At 46.7% G+C, this 18,999-nt stretch carries 13 protein-coding genes, 1 tRNA gene, 1 other RNA gene and 1 other annotated feature (1 of these 16 only partly in view); of the genes, 13 read left to right on the plus strand and 2 right to left on the minus strand.

Annotated features, from left to right (window positions below):
* Positions 1-459 precede the first annotated feature (459 nt).
* Positions 460-630 carry a hypothetical protein gene (locus tag AC50YO_RS21010; RefSeq protein WP_494850142.1) on the plus strand — a complete coding sequence of 57 codons (171 nt, stop codon included), beginning with the start codon at positions 460-462 and terminating at the stop codon, positions 628-630.
* A 96-nt stretch (positions 631-726) separates the two neighbouring features.
* Here the strand turns inward: AC50YO_RS21010 and clpP are convergent, their stop codons facing one another.
* Together clpP and AC50YO_RS21020 are read right to left on the minus strand one after the other, a co-directional pair.
* Positions 727-1,308, minus strand: a complete 582-nt coding sequence (clpP, locus tag AC50YO_RS21015; RefSeq protein ID WP_494850232.1) for an ATP-dependent Clp endopeptidase proteolytic subunit ClpP — start codon at positions 1,306-1,308, stop codon at positions 727-729.
* Between the two features lie 163 nt (positions 1,309-1,471).
* A tRNA-Arg gene (locus AC50YO_RS21020) sits at positions 1,472-1,546 on the minus strand.
* Between the two features lie 242 nt (positions 1,547-1,788).
* Between AC50YO_RS21020 and AC50YO_RS21025 the strand changes: the two genes are divergently transcribed.
* The 12 genes from AC50YO_RS21025 to AC50YO_RS21080 all read left to right on the plus strand — a co-directional run bounded on the left by AC50YO_RS21025 (position 1,789) and on the right by AC50YO_RS21080 (position 18,413).
* Positions 1,789-2,823: a sugar-binding transcriptional regulator gene (locus tag AC50YO_RS21025; protein ID WP_494850143.1), complete on the plus strand. Its 1,035-nt coding sequence runs from the start codon at positions 1,789-1,791 to the stop codon at positions 2,821-2,823.
* Positions 2,824-2,927: 104 nt separating this feature from the next.
* A complete protein-coding gene (gap, locus tag AC50YO_RS21030) occupies positions 2,928-3,932 on the plus strand; it encodes a type I glyceraldehyde-3-phosphate dehydrogenase (RefSeq protein WP_494850144.1) in 1,005 nt (334 codons plus the stop codon).
* Between the two features lie 203 nt (positions 3,933-4,135).
* Entirely contained in the window at positions 4,136-5,317 is a 1,182-nt protein-coding gene (locus AC50YO_RS21035; RefSeq protein ID WP_494850145.1) for a phosphoglycerate kinase, read from the plus strand.
* Positions 5,318-5,347: 30 nt separating this feature from the next.
* Entirely contained in the window at positions 5,348-6,103 is a 756-nt protein-coding gene (gene tpiA, locus AC50YO_RS21040; protein ID WP_494850146.1) for a triose-phosphate isomerase, read from the plus strand.
* A gap of 1 nt (position 6,104) precedes the next feature.
* Positions 6,105-7,643 (plus strand): 2,3-bisphosphoglycerate-independent phosphoglycerate mutase, encoded by a 1,539-nt coding sequence (gene gpmI, locus AC50YO_RS21045; RefSeq protein WP_494850147.1) that lies wholly within the window; start codon positions 6,105-6,107, stop codon positions 7,641-7,643.
* 48 nt (positions 7,644-7,691) lie between these two features.
* Complete coding sequence (eno, locus tag AC50YO_RS21050) at positions 7,692-8,984, plus strand: phosphopyruvate hydratase (RefSeq protein WP_494850148.1); 1,293 nt, start codon at positions 7,692-7,694, stop codon at positions 8,982-8,984.
* A gap of 136 nt (positions 8,985-9,120) precedes the next feature.
* Complete coding sequence (secG, locus tag AC50YO_RS21055) at positions 9,121-9,357, plus strand: preprotein translocase subunit SecG (protein WP_494850149.1); 237 nt, start codon at positions 9,121-9,123, stop codon at positions 9,355-9,357.
* A gap of 157 nt (positions 9,358-9,514) precedes the next feature.
* A complete protein-coding gene (gene rnr / locus AC50YO_RS21060; protein WP_494850233.1) occupies positions 9,515-12,334 on the plus strand; it encodes a ribonuclease R in 2,820 nt (939 codons plus the stop codon).
* Positions 12,335-12,610: 276 nt separating this feature from the next.
* The gene (locus AC50YO_RS21065; RefSeq protein ID WP_028609190.1) at positions 12,611-12,811 is read left to right on the plus strand and encodes a cold-shock protein; all 201 of its coding nucleotides are present in this window, start codon (positions 12,611-12,613) and stop codon (positions 12,809-12,811) included.
* Between the two features lie 159 nt (positions 12,812-12,970).
* Positions 12,971-13,453, plus strand: a complete 483-nt coding sequence (smpB, locus tag AC50YO_RS21070; RefSeq protein WP_494850150.1) for an SsrA-binding protein SmpB — start codon at positions 12,971-12,973, stop codon at positions 13,451-13,453.
* Between the two features lie 276 nt (positions 13,454-13,729).
* Positions 13,730-14,095: a transfer-messenger RNA gene (ssrA, locus tag AC50YO_RS21075) on the plus strand.
* A 277-nt stretch (positions 14,096-14,372) separates the two neighbouring features.
* On the plus strand, positions 14,373-18,413 hold the full coding sequence (locus AC50YO_RS21080; RefSeq protein ID WP_494850151.1) for an S-layer homology domain-containing protein: 4,041 nt from the start codon (positions 14,373-14,375) through the stop codon (positions 18,411-18,413).
* Between the two features lie 412 nt (positions 18,414-18,825).
* Positions 18,826-18,999: a binding site (T-box leader), on the plus strand (it continues 98 nt past the right edge of the window).

An 18,999-nucleotide genomic window follows, 5' to 3' on the forward strand; every position in this document is an offset into this window, starting at 1 on the left:
CCGAATCCATGGGTCTATCCAGTATATGACCCCGTTTCAGTGTGAAAAAAGGTATTATGAACAGCTTCAAGTTTCCTAATAAATGTGTCCACTTTCTTGACAGAAATACATTGGTTTCCCACTAGTGAAGCTAGCTTCATTATTTCTTTTGTGTATCGGTACTTATAGTGTAGTTATGTAATGATCATCATTAATTAGCGAAGTATGCTCCTTCCTTCAATCAGAAGAAGGCTGTGGGGGTTGTCCGCTTAAAGCAGCTTGTACGAAGAATAAAGGAAATCAGGTCATATTGAAAGAAATGCTGAAATGCTGAAATGCTGAAATGCTGAAATGCTGAAATACTGAAATAATAAAGGAAATCGTGAAATTAGAGGGGAATGAAATACCCGCGGTAGAGGCAGTAGGTTCATGATAAACTTAGGAACAAAGAAGGATACGCGCGATCGGCTCGAAAAATAATTGGACCAGAGGGTGTATTTGGTCACATGTAGAAGAATCGGGGATTTTGGCGTTTGCTGTGCTTTGAATCTGCCGCAGGTGAGTCTGGTGGTCGGTTGGCGCTCGCTTGCTCAGCGTCTACTCAAGAAGGCGACGATCGACCAAAAAACAAGAATGGCGATGCAGGGATAGCTCCCTAGCATCGCCATTTCTTTGTTTTCATTGGCTAGCTGTCTCGCCAAGTCAGATAATTCACTTGGGACAACTTATTTATTCGGGTCGGAAGCCTTATACTTTCTCGATGACTTTGTCTACCAGGCCATATTCTCTAGCTTCTTCAGCACTCATGAAGTAATCACGGTCTGTGTCCTTCTCGATTCTCTCGAGAGGCTGACCAGAACGGTCAGCGAGAATGTTGTTGAGCTTGTCGCGCATCTTCAGGATGCGTCTAGCACGGATCTCAATGTCACTCGCCTGACCTTCGGCTCCGCCGAGCGGCTGGTGAATCATCACTTCACTGTTAGGCAGTGCGTAACGCTTGCCCTTGGCACCTGCTGTGAGCAGAAAAGCGCCCATTGAAGCTGCCATACCTACACAGATTGTGGAAACATCCGGCTTAATGTACTGCATCGTATCGTAGATGGCCATCCCTGCGGTAATAGAGCCGCCGGGGCTATTAATGTAAAGGGAAATATCTTTCTCGGGATCATCTGCTGCCAAGAACAGCAGTTGAGCGATGATGGAGTTAGCGACTACGTCATTCACGCCTGTACCTAAGAAAATAATGCGGTCCTTCAAAAGGCGGGAGTAAATATCATAGGAACGTTCTCCGCGATTGCTTTGCTCGATAACCATAGGAACAAAATTCATGTCCAACTTCAGTCCCCTCCTAGAAAATTATACAGGTATGGTATTGCTGTCTAATATAATAGCGGATCATAATCCAAAAGTCAAAGATAGTCAGACGCAGGTCAAAGCTTAGGGAAAAACAAAAAAAACCGCCCTGCAACAGGCGGTAGTTAAATTCATTTATTGGCGCGCCCGCTAGGAATCGAACCTAGATCTCAGGCTCCGGAGGCCTACGTCATATCCATTGGACCACGGGCGCACATAAAAAACAGCAACGAAGCTCAGTATATGCTATTCACAGCAATAATGCAAGGCGAGCAAATAAAAAAAATATTACAAAAATATGCGTGGTAATCGTTTTCACGGTCAAATGTTCGCTTGCTATGTCGAATTATTTTAGATAAAATAGAGGTGGGACTTAAAATGAATATGCGGGACGTAATGCGTCCAGTACTATTCGAGGGTTCATGCACATAGCCGGGTGGAGTGAATAATAAGAAGATGCGTCAGATTATTGAACTGCAGCAGCAACTTCTTCCAGATTTGCTCGACATCATGAGAAAGCGGTATTTGATTTTGCACCAGGTAATGCTCTCCGACTTGATTGGACGTCGGACGTTAGCCACATCATTGGCAATGACCGAACGAGTATTGCGTGCGGAGACCGATTTTCTCAAATCGCAAGGATTGCTTGAGATTCATCCTTCAGGCATGAGAATCAGCGATTCGGGCAGACGGCTACTGGAGCAATTAGAACCCTATTATCAAACGATGTTCGGCCTCTCTGAGATTGAAGAGAAAATACGTAGCCGATATGGACTATCGGAAGTGGTTGTCGTAGCCGGCGATTCAGAGGGCTCGATACAGACCAAGCGCGAGCTTGGACGGGTAGCCTGTCAGATTCTACGTAAAGTAATGGGTAAAGATGATGTTATCGCGGTAACTGGCGGGACGACGATTGCTCAGGTGGCTAACCATCTGACAGCAAATACACCGCTCAAGACCAATTGGTTCGTACCGGCACGAGGCGGGCTCGGGGAAAGCTTGGATTATCAAGCCAACACGATCGCATCGAACATGGCCAAGCGTACAGGAGCCAATTATCGCTTGTTGCATGTCCCTGATCACCTCGGGGAAGAAGCTTATGCTTCTATTATGCAGGAACCGAATATTCGCGAGATCGTGGAAGTGATTCGCAGCGCCAGAGTTGTGGTACATGGAATCGGAGATGCACTTGTTATGGCAAGACGCAGAAGGCTTGACCCTGCGATCGTCAAAGAGATGGAAGTAGAAGGCGCATTGGCTGAAGCTTTCGGATTTTATTTCGACCGTAATGGTGAGGTTGTCCACAAAATGCAGACGGTAGGATTGCGGCTTGAGGATATTGTGAAGACTGAAGTTGTTATTGGTGTCGCTGGAGGCAAGGGCAAAGGCGAAGCAATAGCTGCAGTTATGCGGTTCGGACACAATGATGTGCTTGTAACTGATGAGGCGGCAGCACTTGAGATTCTTTCTATTATCGAACAGGAATCGTGATTAGCCATCGCAATAAATTAGGTATCATGACGCTTTGCGACTAATTGTCGCGAAACGTTTTGAAATATAAATGTGAACTTAAAAACGCTTAGGAGGAATTAACAATGGTTAAAATTGGTATTAACGGATTTGGTCGTATTGGACGTAATGTATTCCGCGCATCGCTTAGCAATCCTGAAGTGGAAGTAGTAGCGGTAAACGATCTTACGGATACAAACACACTTGCACATCTTCTTAAATATGACACTACTCATGGTGTTCTTGAAGGAACTGTTGAAGCTAAAGAGGGTGCGATCATCTATAACGGCCGCGAAATCAAAGTTTTCGCAGAACGCAATCCTGAGAACCTTGCATGGGGCTCCGTAGGTGCTGAAATCGTTGTTGAATCCACTGGTATCTTCACAGCTAAAGAAAAAGCTGAGCTTCACTTGAAAGGCGGCGCGAAGAAAGTTATTATCTCCGCACCTGCAACTAACGAAGACATCACAATCGTAATCGGCGTTAACGAAGACAAATATGATGCAGCTGCTCATACTGTAATTTCGAACGCTTCTTGTACAACTAACTGCTTGGCTCCTTTTGCTAAAGTATTGAATGACAAATTCGGTATCGTTAAAGGTATGATGACTACTATTCACTCGTACACTAACGATCAATCCGTACTTGACGTTCCTCATAAAGATCTGCGCCGTGCTCGTGCTGCTGCAGAAAACATCATTCCATCTTCGACTGGCGCTGCAAAAGCAGTTTCCCTCGTTCTGCCTGAGCTTAAAGGCAAGCTGAACGGTATGGCTATGCGCGTTCCTACACCTAACGTATCGGTAACAGATCTTGTTGCTGAACTGAAAGTGAACGTAACTGTTGAAGAAATCAATGCTGCATTCAAAGAAGCTGCTGAAGGTCCTTTGAAGGGTATCATGAACTACAATGAATTGCCGCTTGTATCGAGCGACTACAATACTGACCCTGCTTCTTCCACAATTGATGGCTTGTCCACAATGGTAGTTGAAGGCAACATGGTTAAAGTTATTTCTTGGTATGACAACGAGTGGGGCTACTCGAACCGCGTAGTTGACCTTGCAGCTTACATCGCAAGCAAAGGCCTGTAAGATTACCAAGCTTGTCCACACAACAGCACGGAACGCTTTCGTCCCGGATTGGCTAACCGCTGATCCGGGACACGCTTAGTCTGCGGCTCCATTTGGATGGGCCAGGGCGGAGCGTTCCTTCTTGAAGAAGAAGGAACGCTTTTTTTATAGGTACGCAGAACTTTTCATACACCTTATAAATGGGAATCAGGGAGGCCACACTAATGAATAAACAAAGTGTTCGTGACGTAGAAGTAGCAGGCAAGCGAGTATTTGTGCGCGTCGATTTCAATGTGCCGCTGGAAGATGGCAAGATTACGGATGACAAACGAATTCGTGAGACACTTCCTACGATCAATTACTTGATTGAAAAAGGCGCAAAAGTAATTCTGGCGAGCCATTTGGGCCGTCCGAACGGACAAGTAGTGGAAGAACTTCGTCATACAGCTTCTGCAACGCGTCTCTCTGAGCTTCTGGGTAAGTCGGTGATTAAGGCTGATGATTCAATCGGCGAAGCCGTTAAAGCGCAAGTAAACGCCCTTCAAGCTGGTGAGGTGCTATTGCTTGAAAACGTTCGTTTCCATGAAGGCGAAGAGAAAAATGATCCGGAATTGGCAAAAGCTTTTGCAGAGCTGGCTGACTTGTTCGTCAATGACGCATTCGGCGCTGCTCACCGTGCGCATGCTTCGACTGAGGGCATTGCACATCATCTGCCAGCTGTATCCGGCCTCTTGATGGAGAAAGAGCTGGACGTGCTTGGCAAAGCATTGAACAACCCAGAGCGTCCGTTCACAGCGATCGTTGGCGGTTCCAAAGTTAAGGACAAAATTGATGTAATCAACAAAATGATCGAAATTGCTGACAACATTATCATCGGTGGCGGCTTGTCCTACACATTCTTCAAAGCACAAGGCCATGAAATCGGCCAATCGCTCGTAGACAACTCCAAGCTGGATCTGGCGCTTGAGTTCATCGAGAAAGCTAAGAAGCTGGGCAAAAACTTCCTGATTCCAGTTGATATCGTAATAACGGATGAATTCAGCAAAGATGCGAACACGCAAATCGTTGGCATCGACGGCATTCCTGCTGACTGGGAAGGTATTGATATCGGTCCAAAAACACGTGAAATCTATGCGGATGTTATCAAAAACTCCAAGCTTGTTGTATGGAATGGACCAATGGGCGTATTCGAAATCGAGCCTTTCTCCCATGGTACACAAGCAGTAGCAAAAGCTTGCGCAGAAACTTCGGCTTACACTGTAATTGGCGGCGGCGACTCTGCAGCAGCAGCTGAGAAGTTCCACCTGGCTGACAAAATGGATCATATCTCTACAGGCGGCGGCGCTTCCCTGGAGTTCATGGAAGGCAAAACGCTTCCAGGCGTTGTTGCACTAAACGATAAATAAGAGCAAGACCATATAAGGAGGTTACAACAGATGAGCAGAAAACCGATCATTGCAGGCAACTGGAAAATGTTCAAAACCGTATCCGAAGCGGTATCGTTCTTCTCTGAAGTGAAAGGCAAAGCAGAGGTAGACGGCGTGGAGAGCGTAATCTGCGCTCCTTACACAACGCTTCCGGCATTGGTAGAAGCAGCAAAAGGCACAAGCATTGCGATTGGCGCACAAAACATTCACTTCGAGGACAATGGCGCTTTCACAGGTGAAATCAGCGGCGTTATGCTGAAGGATCTTGGCGTGAAATACGTCATTATCGGACACTCCGAGCGTCGTGCATACTTCGCTGAATCCGATGAGATCGTCAACAAAAAGACGCATGCAGCATTTAAGCACGGTCTGACACCAATCGTTTGTGTAGGCGAAAAGCTCGAAGAGCGTGAAGCGAACCAAACAAAAGACGTTTGCAAAGTGCAAACAGAAGGTGCTTTCCAAGGGCTGTCCGCAGCTCAAGCGGCTGAAGTGGTTATCGCATATGAGCCGATCTGGGCGATCGGAACAGGCAAATCCTCCACTTCTGAAGATGCACAAGATGTTATTGGCTATATTCGCAGCGTAGTAGCTGACCTGTACGATGCGGCAACTGCTGATGCAGTTCGTATCCAATACGGCGGCAGCGTGAAGCCTAACAACGTAGCAGAATACCTCGGTCAAGCCGATATCGACGGTGCGCTTGTAGGCGGCGCTAGCTTGGAGCCGGCTTCTTATATTGCACTTGTTGAGGGGGCCAAGTAAGATGGCCGCTCCGAAACCAGTTGCACTAATTATTCTTGATGGCTTCGGCCTTCGCGACGACGTAACAGGCAATGCTGTTGCACAAGCGAACAAGCCGAACTATGACCGCTACAGAGCGACTTACCCGCATACGACATTGACGGCTTGCGGGGAAGCAGTTGGTTTGCCGGAAGGGCAGATGGGCAATTCCGAGGTTGGTCATCTTAATATTGGCGCTGGCCGTATTGTCTATCAAGATTTGACCCGGATCAGCAAGTCGATTCGCGATGGCGAGTTCTATGACAATGAGACGATTCTTAATGCGGTTCGCCACGTCAAAGCGAACGGCAAGAAGCTTCACTTGTACGGCCTTCTCTCTGATGGCGGTGTACATAGCCACATTGAGCACTTGTTCGCTTTGCTTGACCTGGCGAAGAAGGAAGAGCTTACAGAAGTGTACATTCATGCGTTCCTCGATGGTCGCGACGTATCGCCTGACAGTGCGAAGGGCTACCTAGAGCGTCTGCAAGCGAAGATCGAAGAGGTTGGCGTAGGACAGATCGCTACGGTGCAAGGTCGTTACTATGCGATGGACCGTGACAAACGTTGGGAGCGTACGGAAAAGTCTTACCGTGCGATGGTCTACGGTGAAGGTCCGCAATATTACGATCCGATCAAAGCGGTAGTTGAATCCTATGAAAAATCGGTTTATGATGAATTCGTTATGCCAACCGTGATCATAGGCGAGAATGGCAAGCCGGTAGGCCTTGTGGAGTCTGAGGATGCAGTCATATTCTTCAACTTCCGTCCTGACCGCGCCATTCAATTGGGACAAGTATTTACGAACGAAGATTTCCGCGGCTTCGACCGTGGAGAGAACGTGCCGAAAAACTTGTACTTCGTCTGCCTGACTATGTTCAGCGAAACGATTGGCGGCTTCGTTGCGTATTCACCTAAGAACTTGGACAATACGCTTGGCGAAGTTCTGGTGCAGAACAATATGAAGCAGCTGCGCATTGCGGAGACTGAAAAGTATCCTCACGTAACGTTCTTCTTCAGCGGTGGGCGCGATGTTGAGCTTCCGGGCGAGACTCGCATATTGATTAACTCACCGAAGGTTGCGACATATGATCTGCAGCCGGAGATGAGCGCTTATGAAGTAGCAGCAGCAGCGGTGAAAGAAATTGAAGCCGATAAGCATGATGCGATCATTCTTAACTTTGCCAATCCTGATATGGTAGGTCACTCCGGCATGCTGGAGCCGACGATCAAAGCGGTTGAGGCAACGGACGAATGCCTAGGGCTAGTCGTGGAAGCTGTGCTCGCCAAGGGCGGCGTAGCGATCATAACAGCCGATCACGGCAATGCAGATATGGTATTCGATGAGAATGACCGTCCGTTTACGGCGCATACAACCAATCCGGTTCCATGCATCGTAACACGCGCTGGTGCACAGCTTCGCGAAGGTGGTATTCTGGCTGATTTGGCACCTACAGTACTTGATCTGCTGCAGCTTGCCAAACCGGCAGAAATGACCGGAACGTCGCTTATTCAAGAGTAGTCAGCTACTTAACAATTACACAATCAAATTATAAGGAGTGTTACATTCATGTCTATTATCGTTGACGTATATGCACGCGAAGTGCTTGACTCCCGCGGCAATCCAACTGTTGAAGTAGAAGTATCCCTAGAATCCGGCGGCCAAGGCCGCGCTATCGTTCCATCCGGCGCGTCCACTGGCGCTTATGAAGCTGTAGAGCTTCGTGACGGCGACAAATCCCGTTACCTTGGCAAAGGCGTTCTGAAAGCCGTTGACAATGTTAACTCCATCATCGCTCCTGAAATCATTGGCCTGGATGCACTTGATCAAGTAGCAATCGACCGCAAAATGATTGAGCTTGACGGTACGCCTAACAAAGCAAAATTGGGTGCAAACGCAATTCTTGCTGTATCGATGGCTGTAGCTCGCGCTGCATCCGACGCTCTGAATGTACCTTTGTACACTTACCTCGGCGGATTCAATGCAAAAACATTGCCAGTACCAATGATGAACATCATCAATGGCGGCGAGCATGCTGACAACAACATTGACGTTCAAGAGTTCATGGTATTGCCAGTTGGCGCTGCTGACTTCAAAGAAGCGCTTCGCATTGGCGCTGAGATCTTCCACAGCCTCAAGTCCGTTCTGAAAGAAAAAGGCTTGAACACAGCTGTTGGTGACGAAGGCGGCTTCGCTCCTAACCTTGGTTCCAATGAAGAAGCAATCACAACGATCATTTCCGCAATCGAGCTCGCTGGCTACAAGCCGGGCGTTGACGTATTCCTCGGTATGGACGTTGCTTCCACAGAGTTCTTCAAAGACGGCAAATACCACCTCGAAGGCGAAGGCAAATCGTTCACGCCTGCTGAGTTCGTTGACCTGCTTGCATCATGGGCTGACAAATATCCAATCATTACAATCGAAGACGGTTGCTCCGAAGACGATTGGGATGGTTGGAAATTGCTCACTGAGAAATTGGGCGGCAAAGTTCAACTCGTTGGCGATGACCTGTTCGTAACGAACACAGAGCGTCTGTCCGATGGTATCGAAAAAGGCGTGGGCAACTCGATCCTGGTTAAAGTTAACCAAATCGGTTCCCTTACTGAAACTTTCGATGCAATCGAAATGGCAAAACGCGCTGGTTACACAGCCGTTATCTCTCACCGTTCCGGCGAGAGCGAAGACAGCACAATTGCTGACATCGCAGTTGCAACAAACGCTGGTCAAATCAAAACAGGCGCACCGTCCCGTACGGACCGCGTAGCGAAATACAACCAATTGCTTCGTATCGAAGACCAATTGGGTTCGACAGCACAATACGCGGGCAAATCCGCATTTTACAATCTGAAAAACTTCAAATAGGATTTTTTCAGACTAAAAAAGGAAGAGCACCCTGTGAACAGGGTGCTCTTTTTTGAGAAGTATTGAATTCACGGCTTGCCTATGCTACAATCGGTTTATGTGTTTTAACGGAGCTCCTGTGCTGGAGGTGGAATGAATGGATATCTTTTTGAAAATATTGCTTATCATTTTTTCAGTCGGATTGATCTTGGTTGTTTTGCTCCAAAAAGGCAAAAGCGCTGGATTGTCTGGAGCTATTAGCGGTGGTGCAGAACATCTTTTTGGGAAACAAAAAGCGCGCGGTCTGGATTTGTTCCTGCAACGTCTAACAGTTGGACTTGCAGTTGGATTCTTTATCTTATCCTTGGTCGTAGCTTACTTTTACAAAGTTTAATCCGGAGAAACGAAGGGAAACCTTCGTTTTTTTTGTTTTTTCGGGGAATGCGGATGTGGATTGCACATTTCGTGTATACTAAATGGTATATGTTAATCTATCAACCGGTCGGCATTCATGATAGAGGAGACCGGTGTATGAGGTGAAGGGAATTATTATGATGCAAGAGCAGGAACTGCTTGATTTCATGCGTGAAACGGCGTATAAGCCAATGACTTATCAGGAGCTGGAGCAGCATTTCGGTATAACCGAGGCGGCAGACTTCAAGCATTTTTTGAAGCTGCTTAATCAGTTGGAGGAAGAAGGAAAAGTCATTATGACGCGCAATGAGCGATATGGCGTTCCGGAGCGGATGAATCTGCTGAGAGGGAAAGTGCAGTCGCATGCCAAAGGATTTGCTTTTCTGCTGCCTGATGAGAAGGGCCACGCGGATGTCTATATACATGCCAATGACCAGAAGAGCGCCATGAACGGCGATATCGTCCTTGTCCGCATTACGTCGCAAAGCGAGAGCGGCGGCAGGATGGAGGGTGAAGTGGTGCGTATCGTGCAGCGCGCTATTACACAGGTGGTAGGCACGTTCGAGAACCACGAGGCCTATGCCTTCGTTATTCCGGATGATAAGCGGATCAATCGGGATATTTTTATCGCAAAGGGCGAATACCAGGGAGCAGTCTCTGGGCAAAAAGTCGTTGTGCGAATTGTGTCTTATCCGGAAGGCCGTTCTGCAGCACAAGGCGAAATTGTCGAAATATTAGGTCATAAGAATGATCCAGGAATCGACATCTTGTCAATTATTCGCAAGCATCAGCTGCCTGAGGGCTTCCCGGATGAAGTGCTGGCAGAAGCCGAAGCCGCTTCGGATTCCATCACAGAGGAAGAGATCGTTAAGCAGGGCCGCCGAGATCTTCGTGGCGAGGTTATTGTCACGATTGATGGCGAGGATGCGAAGGATCTGGATGATGCGGTCCATGTTAAGCTTCTTGACAATGGGAATTACCTGTTAGGCGTTCACATTGCCGATGTAGGCTATTACGTGCGCGAGAATTCAGAGCTGGACCAAGAAGCCTTCCGTCGCGGCTGCAGCGTCTATTTAGTTGACCGTGTTATTCCGATGCTGCCGCATCGTTTGTCGAATGGAATCTGTTCCTTGAATCCGCAAGTCGACAGGCTAACTTTGTCCTGCGAGATGGAATTCGATGCGAAGACGTTGAAGCGGGTAAGGCATGATGTCTTTACCTCCGTCATTAAGACGACAGAGCGCATGACTTATACGAATGTGCGCAAGCTGCTCACAGCGACAGAAGAAGAGCCGGAGACGGAGCTCAAAGAGCGTTATGCGGATCTGCTCGATATGTTCACGCTGATGGAAGAGCTGGCAATGAAGCTGCGGAAGAAGCGGATGAAGCGTGGAGCTATTGATTTCGACTTCCAGGAGTCGAAGGTCATCGTCAACGAAGAAGGCAAAGCGGTTGATATTGTGAAGCGCGAGCGCTCCATTGCGGAGCAAATCATTGAGGAATTTATGCTTTCGGCGAATGAGACGGTAGCGGAGCATTTCCACTGGCTGCGCGTGCCATTCCTCTACCGTACACATGAAGACCCAGATCAGGAGAAGCTGTTGCGCTTCCTGCAGTTCGCATCGAACTTCGGTTATGTGGTGAAGGGAAAAGGCAACTCGGTTCATCCGAGAGCGCTCCAAACGCTGCTGGAGGAGATTCATGGCTCGAAGGAAGAGACTGTGATCTCTACCGTCATGCTGCGTTCCATGAAGCAGGCCAAATATGATGCGGAGAGTCTTGGACATTTTGGCTTGGCTGCTGAGTTCTATTCCCACTTTACCTCGCCAATCCGTCGTTACCCCGATTTAGTCATTCACCGCATTATGCGTGAGGTGCTTGAAGGCGGCGGCGCATTGACGGAGAAGCGCCATGAGGCGCTGACAGCGCGGATGCCGGATATTGCCCAGCATTCATCGGAGCGCGAGCGCGTGGCTGTAGATGCGGAACGGGATACCGATAAGCTAAAGAAATGTGAATACATGCTGGATAAAGTCGGCGAAGAGTTCGATGGCATTATCGGCAGCGTGACGAGCTTCGGCATGTTCGTAGAGCTGAGCAATACGGTGGAAGGCTTGATTCGTCTGAGCGATCTGACAGACGATTATTATCACTTCCACGAGCTTCATATGGTGCTGATAGGCGAGCGGACATCGAAGGTCTATCGGATCGGCGACGAGGTGAAAATCCGCGTTGCTCGCGTCAATATGGACGACCATACGATCGACTTCGAAATGGTCGATATGAAGCCTCGAAGCGGCTTCAAGGGCGTCGCAGACGCAGGCTTCGGCGCTGGCCGTGGAGGCCGCAAGCGCGGCGGGTTTGGCCGTCGCGGCGACGCAGGCGGACGCCTGGATAGCGGCGGCGGAGCAAGCGCGGCTGGAGGCCGGCCGAGCGCTGGAAGCGGCGGCGGTCAAGGCGGCGGTAAGCGAAGCGGCAAGCGCAGTGATGCGCCGGGTGCAGGCGCGGCGCAAGGGCGCGGCGATCGGCGCGGAGGCGGAGCAGGCCAGCAAGGCGGCGGACGCGGCAAGCGGGATGAGCGGCGCTCGGCGAAGCCGGCTGACGGCAGCGCGGCAGCGACAGGCTCGCCGTGGCAGAAGCAGACGGACCCGATCGAGAAGGGCAAGCAGGTAACCGGCGGCAAGGCTGTTCCGCGTACGGATATGTGGGGCCTTCCTGTAAGCGGCGGTTATCGCCGTAATGGCGACGATGGAACTGATCCGGATAATAACCGTTCGAGTGGCGGCGGCAGCCGGAGAGGGAACAAGCCGTGGGACAAAAACAAGGGAAAAAATAAAGAATCTGCTGCTGGTGTGAATAATTCCACTGCAGAGGGTAAGACTAAGAAAAAGAAGAAAAAAGAGGACGGCGGCGGTGGCAACTCGACCGCAGCGTTTGTTCGCAAAAAACGAAAATAAATACCAGAGCTTTACTATTTACCTAAAAAACGGCGCCGCTATGCGGTTTGTTCGCTAACGGCGCCCAATTCAGGATAAGCTGGCAAAATATATTTAAGCTTGTCGCTTGCTTTTTGAATATGGGTATAGTAAACTCAAAGCAATTGATGATATGAACCTGAATTCACATATTGAAAAGGGTGTCATTACAGTCATGGGACCTTTTCCAATGTGTGAATTTTTTGTTTAAATACGAAACAGGCGCATATTAATTTTATTTTGTGGAGGTTTTTACAAATGCAACAAGGTACAGTTAAATGGTTTAACGCAGAAAAAGGTTTCGGTTTCATCGAAGTTGAAGGCGGCAACGATGTATTCGTACATTTCAGCGCTATCACTGGCGAAGGCTTCAAGACTCTTGAAGAAGGCCAACGCGTTGAGTTCAACGTAGTTCAAGGCAACCGTGGACCACAAGCAGAAAACGTAGTTAAGCTGTAGTAGCTTTTTAACTGCGAACGGAACCGCCCTAACCTTCTGGTTATGGGCGGTTTTTGTGTAGGCACTGGGATGAGGGCTTTGAGCTTGCTTGCCTTGCTTTCCGCTTCCAGAATTGTTACAATGTATTCCTAATAGCGTTTCTCCAAAGAGGTGATTGAAGTGGGTAGTAAAAAAAATGACGGCAAGCAGTTAGCCCAGAATAAAAAAGCTTCCCATGATTATTTCATTGAGGAGACCTATGAGACTGGCATTGTGCTAATGGGCACGGAGATTAAGTCGCTGCGTAATGGCAGAGCGAATATCGGTGATGCATTTGCTACTATACGCAATGGCGAGATTTTCATCCATAACATGCACATTAGCCCCTTCGAGCAAGGCAATCGCCATAACCCAACCGATCCGACCAGGACGCGTAAGCTTCTGATGCATAAGCAGCAGATTCATAAGCTGCTCGGTCTATCGAAGCAAGAGGGCTACTCGATCGTGCCGCTCAAGATTTACGTACGTAACGGCTACGCTAAGCTGCTCATTGGCTTAGGTAAAGGTAAGAAGCAGTACGATAAGCGCGACACGGCTGCTAAGCGTGATGCACAGCGAGATATCCAGCGTGCGATGCGCGAGAAGCAGAAGGTGGCAAGATAGCCCAAGGAAGCCAAGGCTAGTTGCACCATCGCTTCCAGCAAGAAGCACAGCATTTGTAATGGGATACGTGCTATACTAATGAGGTACCAAGGAAACACAAGATATATGAGGTATAGGCAGTAAATAGTATACACGAGTTGTACGTATACTAAGGATATACAATCAAGTGCTTGTAATGGTTAGCGTGTAACGGCGCTATCACCCATTCCAGGCGTTCCTGAGCTAATCGGACCCTTCTATAGCTATTTGCGAGGAAGAGGCCGCTTATGCCAAATTGGGGGCGTTTATGGATTCGACGGGGATTGTACGAGCGCGGGTTGCGGGTAGCAGGGAGTCGTCTGCTTCATCAACGCTAAAGCCTATTAAACGGCAAACAACAAACAAACTACGCTTTCGCAGCCTAAGAAACTGTGTGCGTGCTTCTACCCAGCATCGTCCATGTGACTGGATTAGGGGCTAACAAGTAGTGGAATACGCTGTCTCATCTCCGCCTGGGGTGAGCTGAAGAAGATAATCAGGCTGACCTAGATCGAAGCCGGTTACGGGGCGTCGGCCTGGGTGACATCAAATCTGTGACTACACCCGTAGAAGCCTGTGTGGCGTGATCTTCGGACAGGGGTTCAAATCCCCTCGCCTCCACCATGTAAACCCCGACCGCATGAGGTCGGGGTTTTTGCTGTCTTTAGACAATTATAGGGTAGCGTATTTTTCAAATATCTCCATTACTTTATTGTTTAACATACTAGTATATGGTATATTTGGGGTTATGATTTTACATTGTTACTTTTACAAATGAAAACTACAAGTCAATGAATAGATATGAGTTTTGTTGATATCAGCTGTGGAGTGATGTCTTTTCATTTGTAAGAGAATAAACAGGAGGTTAATGGATTTGTTCATAAATAACAGGAAGGTTTTAATGAAACTAGTAATTATTTTGACTTTATTGGTTTCAAATGCAGGACTCGCATACGGCCAGAGCACAGACGATGCAGAAAACACCGTACAGGCTACCGATCTTAAGGGCAACTGGGCAGAAGAAGTTATCACTCGTTGGTTAGATCAAGAATTGATTACAGGATATAAGGACAAGACATTCAAGCCTGGTAGTAGAATTACGAGAGCTGAATTCGTAGCCATCGTCAATCGGGCGTTTGGGTTCGTTGAGCAAGACCAACAGAATTATAAAGATGTATCCAATCATAAATGGTATTATTCCGAAATCGCAAAAGCGAAGTTCGCGGGATACATAACTGGCTTCGAGGATGGATCCTTCAGGCCTGAAGCCGATGTAAGTCGGCAAGAGGCAGCGAAAATGATCTATGAACTAATGAAGCTGAATGAAAAGAGTGACATAAGCTCAGTAAATAGATTTAAAGACGCGGGACAAATTCCAAATTGGAGCAGGCCTTATTTAAACACGGTAATCGCGGCTGGCTATATGAGTGGTTACCCTGATGAGACATTAAGGCCCTCGCAAACAATTACGCGTGCGGAAGCAGTCGTTTTGTTGGATAAAGCGTTAGGCACTCTCATCAAATCCTCGGGGACTGTAGGAGGAGATCAGGAGAGAATTGTAAATGGTAACCTTACCATTAATACGGCGGGGTCAACCTTGAAAAATACGGTTATCGAGGGCGATTTGTATCTTACCGCGGGAATCGGTGATGGAGAAGTGTATCTCGATCATGTGACTGTTAAAGGAAGAACCTTGGTAGCCGGCGGCGGAGAAAACAGTATCATATTGAAAGATACTGTGCTGAATGAGGTAATCGTGGACAAAGCCAAAGGGGCAGTTAGGCTATTCGCCAAAGGGAATACATTAGTATCTAAAACGATTGTAAAATCTTCGGTTAAGCTCCAAACGGACAATAATGCTAAAGGATTTATAGATGTAGAGATTGTGAATGCCGAAATAAGCGTACAATTACAAGGCCAATTTGATCAAGTCAGCGTGATGGCAAAGGTCATTTTAGATATATTCGCTAATTCACAGTTGGGCAATTTGGATATTGGCGTGAAAGCGCAAGGAACTACTGTTAATCTTCAACAGGGCTCTACCTTGGTCAAAGTCTTATTGAATGCAGCGGTGACTATAACAGGCCATGGTACGATCAGCATGGTCACTGTACTAGCAGCCGAAACGTCGATTGAGGCGAAGGTATTGCAATACGATTTAGGAAAGGACATTGTATATGTCATTATTAATGGAATCAAAGTAACCGCAGGTACGATTCTAGGGCCCGGGGTACCTTCTGAAGTGATTCCAACACCGACACCGACACCAACACCGACACCAACACCAACACCAACACCAACACCAACACCAACACCAACACCAACACCGGGTGGTGGTTGGTTGCCCGATGTTAACGCATCGGTAATTATTGGAGACAAAGTCTATTCTTATTTCGATAAATCAGATGATTATTCCAATCTAGGATTTTTACTAACGGATTCGGTTACTGATTCCGTATATGGGGCGAATTATGCAAAGACTGAAGGTCATCTTGGGGAGTTCAGCATAGAGGAAGGATTCATTCCGCCTTCCAGTTATAAAGCCACCTTATTTAACAAGCATATGAAAAGATTATATGATATCCCGATGATCGCTACCGTCACAACTAATGATTCGACATATGCTTATATTTATTATAAAGGTGCAGAACAAATTAGTTATCAAATTCATGGTGTTACGATAACAGATCTTGCGAATCAACTAAATGAAAGTACTATTCCGTTGTCAGATGGCGATCGGATGATGGTAATCATTAAGAACCTTGTATTTATGGAAGTAGTTTGGGACGAAACCGAGGCTAAATGGATAGTAGACAATACGGTCAGGTTATCCGCGCCGACTCTTGTAGCTGCGGAGCCGCTGAGTAATACGGCAATCCGCCTGGAATGGGAAGCGAATGGTGATGCAGATTATTACTATGTATATTCCAGCGACACGCTGGATGGAAGCTATGCGCCTTTGTTAGATGATTCGAACGAAAAGCTTAAAGTATCGGGAAGTAGTTATATTGTGGACGGTCTTTCTCCAAACACGACAAAGTATTATAAAGTAACAACGGGAATAGATGCGTACCATTTGGAATCGTCTTTTAGTTTGCCTGCTAGTGCCACAACGTATTATAACGAACATGTAAATATGAATATTGCGGTAACAGATACTGTACAGCATCCGTCAGAACCGATTATTTATATTTCGGATAAAGAAGGGAAGAAAGTTCACGCCTTTAATTACGAGACGAAAGAGTTGTCTTCGGTGTCATTCAACTTGCCCCCTGAAAGCATGACTTATGCCAACGGTGAACTGTATGTCTCATTATTGAAGATGGAGCACAGCTCTAATGCGGAGACGGAGAGCGGCGCGATTGCTATTATAGATACGAAGACCCTAGCCGTTAAACATATATTCGATATCGATATAGATCCTTATGATATAGCAGTGGACCGCGATGGTTATATCTATATTTCTTCTGGATCGAATCAATGGACTGAAATAAACTCTTATTTAAGAGGAACGTCGTCGTTGATGCTAGTTGATACTAGCGGAATCAGGCAACGAAGCTATATCCAAATGCACCCTACATTAAACAAGCTCTACGCTATCAATACAGATAGTTCCCCAAGGGATCTGAGTGCATATAACCTCTCTAGTGGACAATTTGTAGAGGCATCTTATCCTGGCGGGTACGATTCTCCATACCATGGGGATTATGCAATGAGCACCAAATTCGAGCTCTCTCCTGACGGGCAATATATTTTTAATGGTGCGGGAACAGTTTTTGAAGCAACTAACAGCCGTTATGACGACATGAACTATGTATATCGTCTGAATAGCAGCTTCAACGACATTGCTTTCGATTTGGAGAATAACCAGTTTTTTATCATAAACGATTCTACCGTTCGAGTGTATGACTATGATAATTTTGTGCAAACTGGATTGTATCATATGGACGGCAATGGTATTGAAGTATTTAATGGTAAGGATCAAATCATCTCTTTATCCGTACTTAAGGGTAAAACGATCGTTGAGCTCATCGACAAAAGCACTCTGGAAATTGTAGATCCTCCAGTGAGCAACTCGGGTATCCGCCTGGGCGGGACGATCGCCGATGTGGCATATGATTCCGCTAATAATAAGGCATACGCGGTCGATAAGGCGTTTAAAAAATTGTTAGTGATAGACCTTACGACTCAAAATGTCGATCAAATCATACAATTGCCTTATCACCCGTCTGCAATCACCGTGTCTGAGGATGGAACAAAAATATTTATCGTCAACCGTGATGAGAATTATCTGGTAACAGAGATCAGCCTTAGTCATATGAATATAACCCGGCATTTGTCATATAAGGCAGCGAGAGATTATGGGGATTATTCAGATAGGCATATTTACAACAAATCTGATTATTTGTATGTGGTGATTGGTGATTGGGCACCGACGCTGCTAGTTTTTAATGCTAATACATTTGCTAATATCAATTATGGTCCAGTGGTTAATTCTGTAGGGGATATGGTTTTCTCTAGCGATAACAGTAAACTTTATTATTGGTTCCAATACGGTTGGACTGCCGGCTTTGCAAGCTCTGAGGTATATGCCTTTTCCGTAAGTGATAATGCTTCATTGAATCAGACAGGCCAATCATCACTTGGGTATCCGAATATGCGCAGGGATCCCTTGGATACACCGATATTCTTGTTGGAGGATAAGGGAGTATTAATTGTCAAAAATAACGTGCTTAGTACGGCGGATTTAAAGCTTAAGGGAAGCTTCGAAGAGCCAATTTATGCGATCAGCCCCGACGGCAGCACGGCGGTGGGTAAGAAGGGCTTGTATGACACGATGACTTACATGAAGATTGGAACACATTCTTTAAGCGAAGCAAGAGAATTTTTCTATGATAGTCAAGGTGTTCTGCATTATTTGATCGGAGATACTTTGTATTAGAACTGAAAATAGCCTGTATTATCTTTATTTCAGTGTAATTAGGGGATAGAAAATTGATGTTAAGTTCTGGGATTTAGACAATTTCCCCTATTCTAAAGCGACATAGGTATATTGTTTATAAAAGTACCGTTAATTGCGTCTTAATGATGCCTTTGACGGTGCTTTTGCTTTCAAGAGTCTGGTCCACAATTATTACAGTCAAAAAGTAACATGAATTTCAAGCACTAATTTATAATACGATCCAACTCGCTTTGTTTTTTCACAATCTGGGGTTATTAGCCTTCTTGCCCTGAAAACCTCCTGAATATCAAGGATGCTGTTAACAAGGCCTCGAAAATAAATATTTGTTTCCCCCATTACAGGGCTTGCTAAGAAAGCCGTTGTAGTATAGCATAGATGTAATAACATATTTGCAATAATTAAGAAGAGGAATAGTAAAGCTTTCCATGCGTCCAGAGAGCTGTTGGTCGTTGCGAAACAGTCGCGGAAGAAGCTTGAACTCGCCTTGGAGTTGCTCGCTGAACAAGTTAGTAGGTGGAGCCGGGTTCCTGACCGTTATCATCAGGGGGTATGAGATTTGCCGCTG

Source organism: Paenibacillus sp. J22P59 (assembly GCF_059383895.1).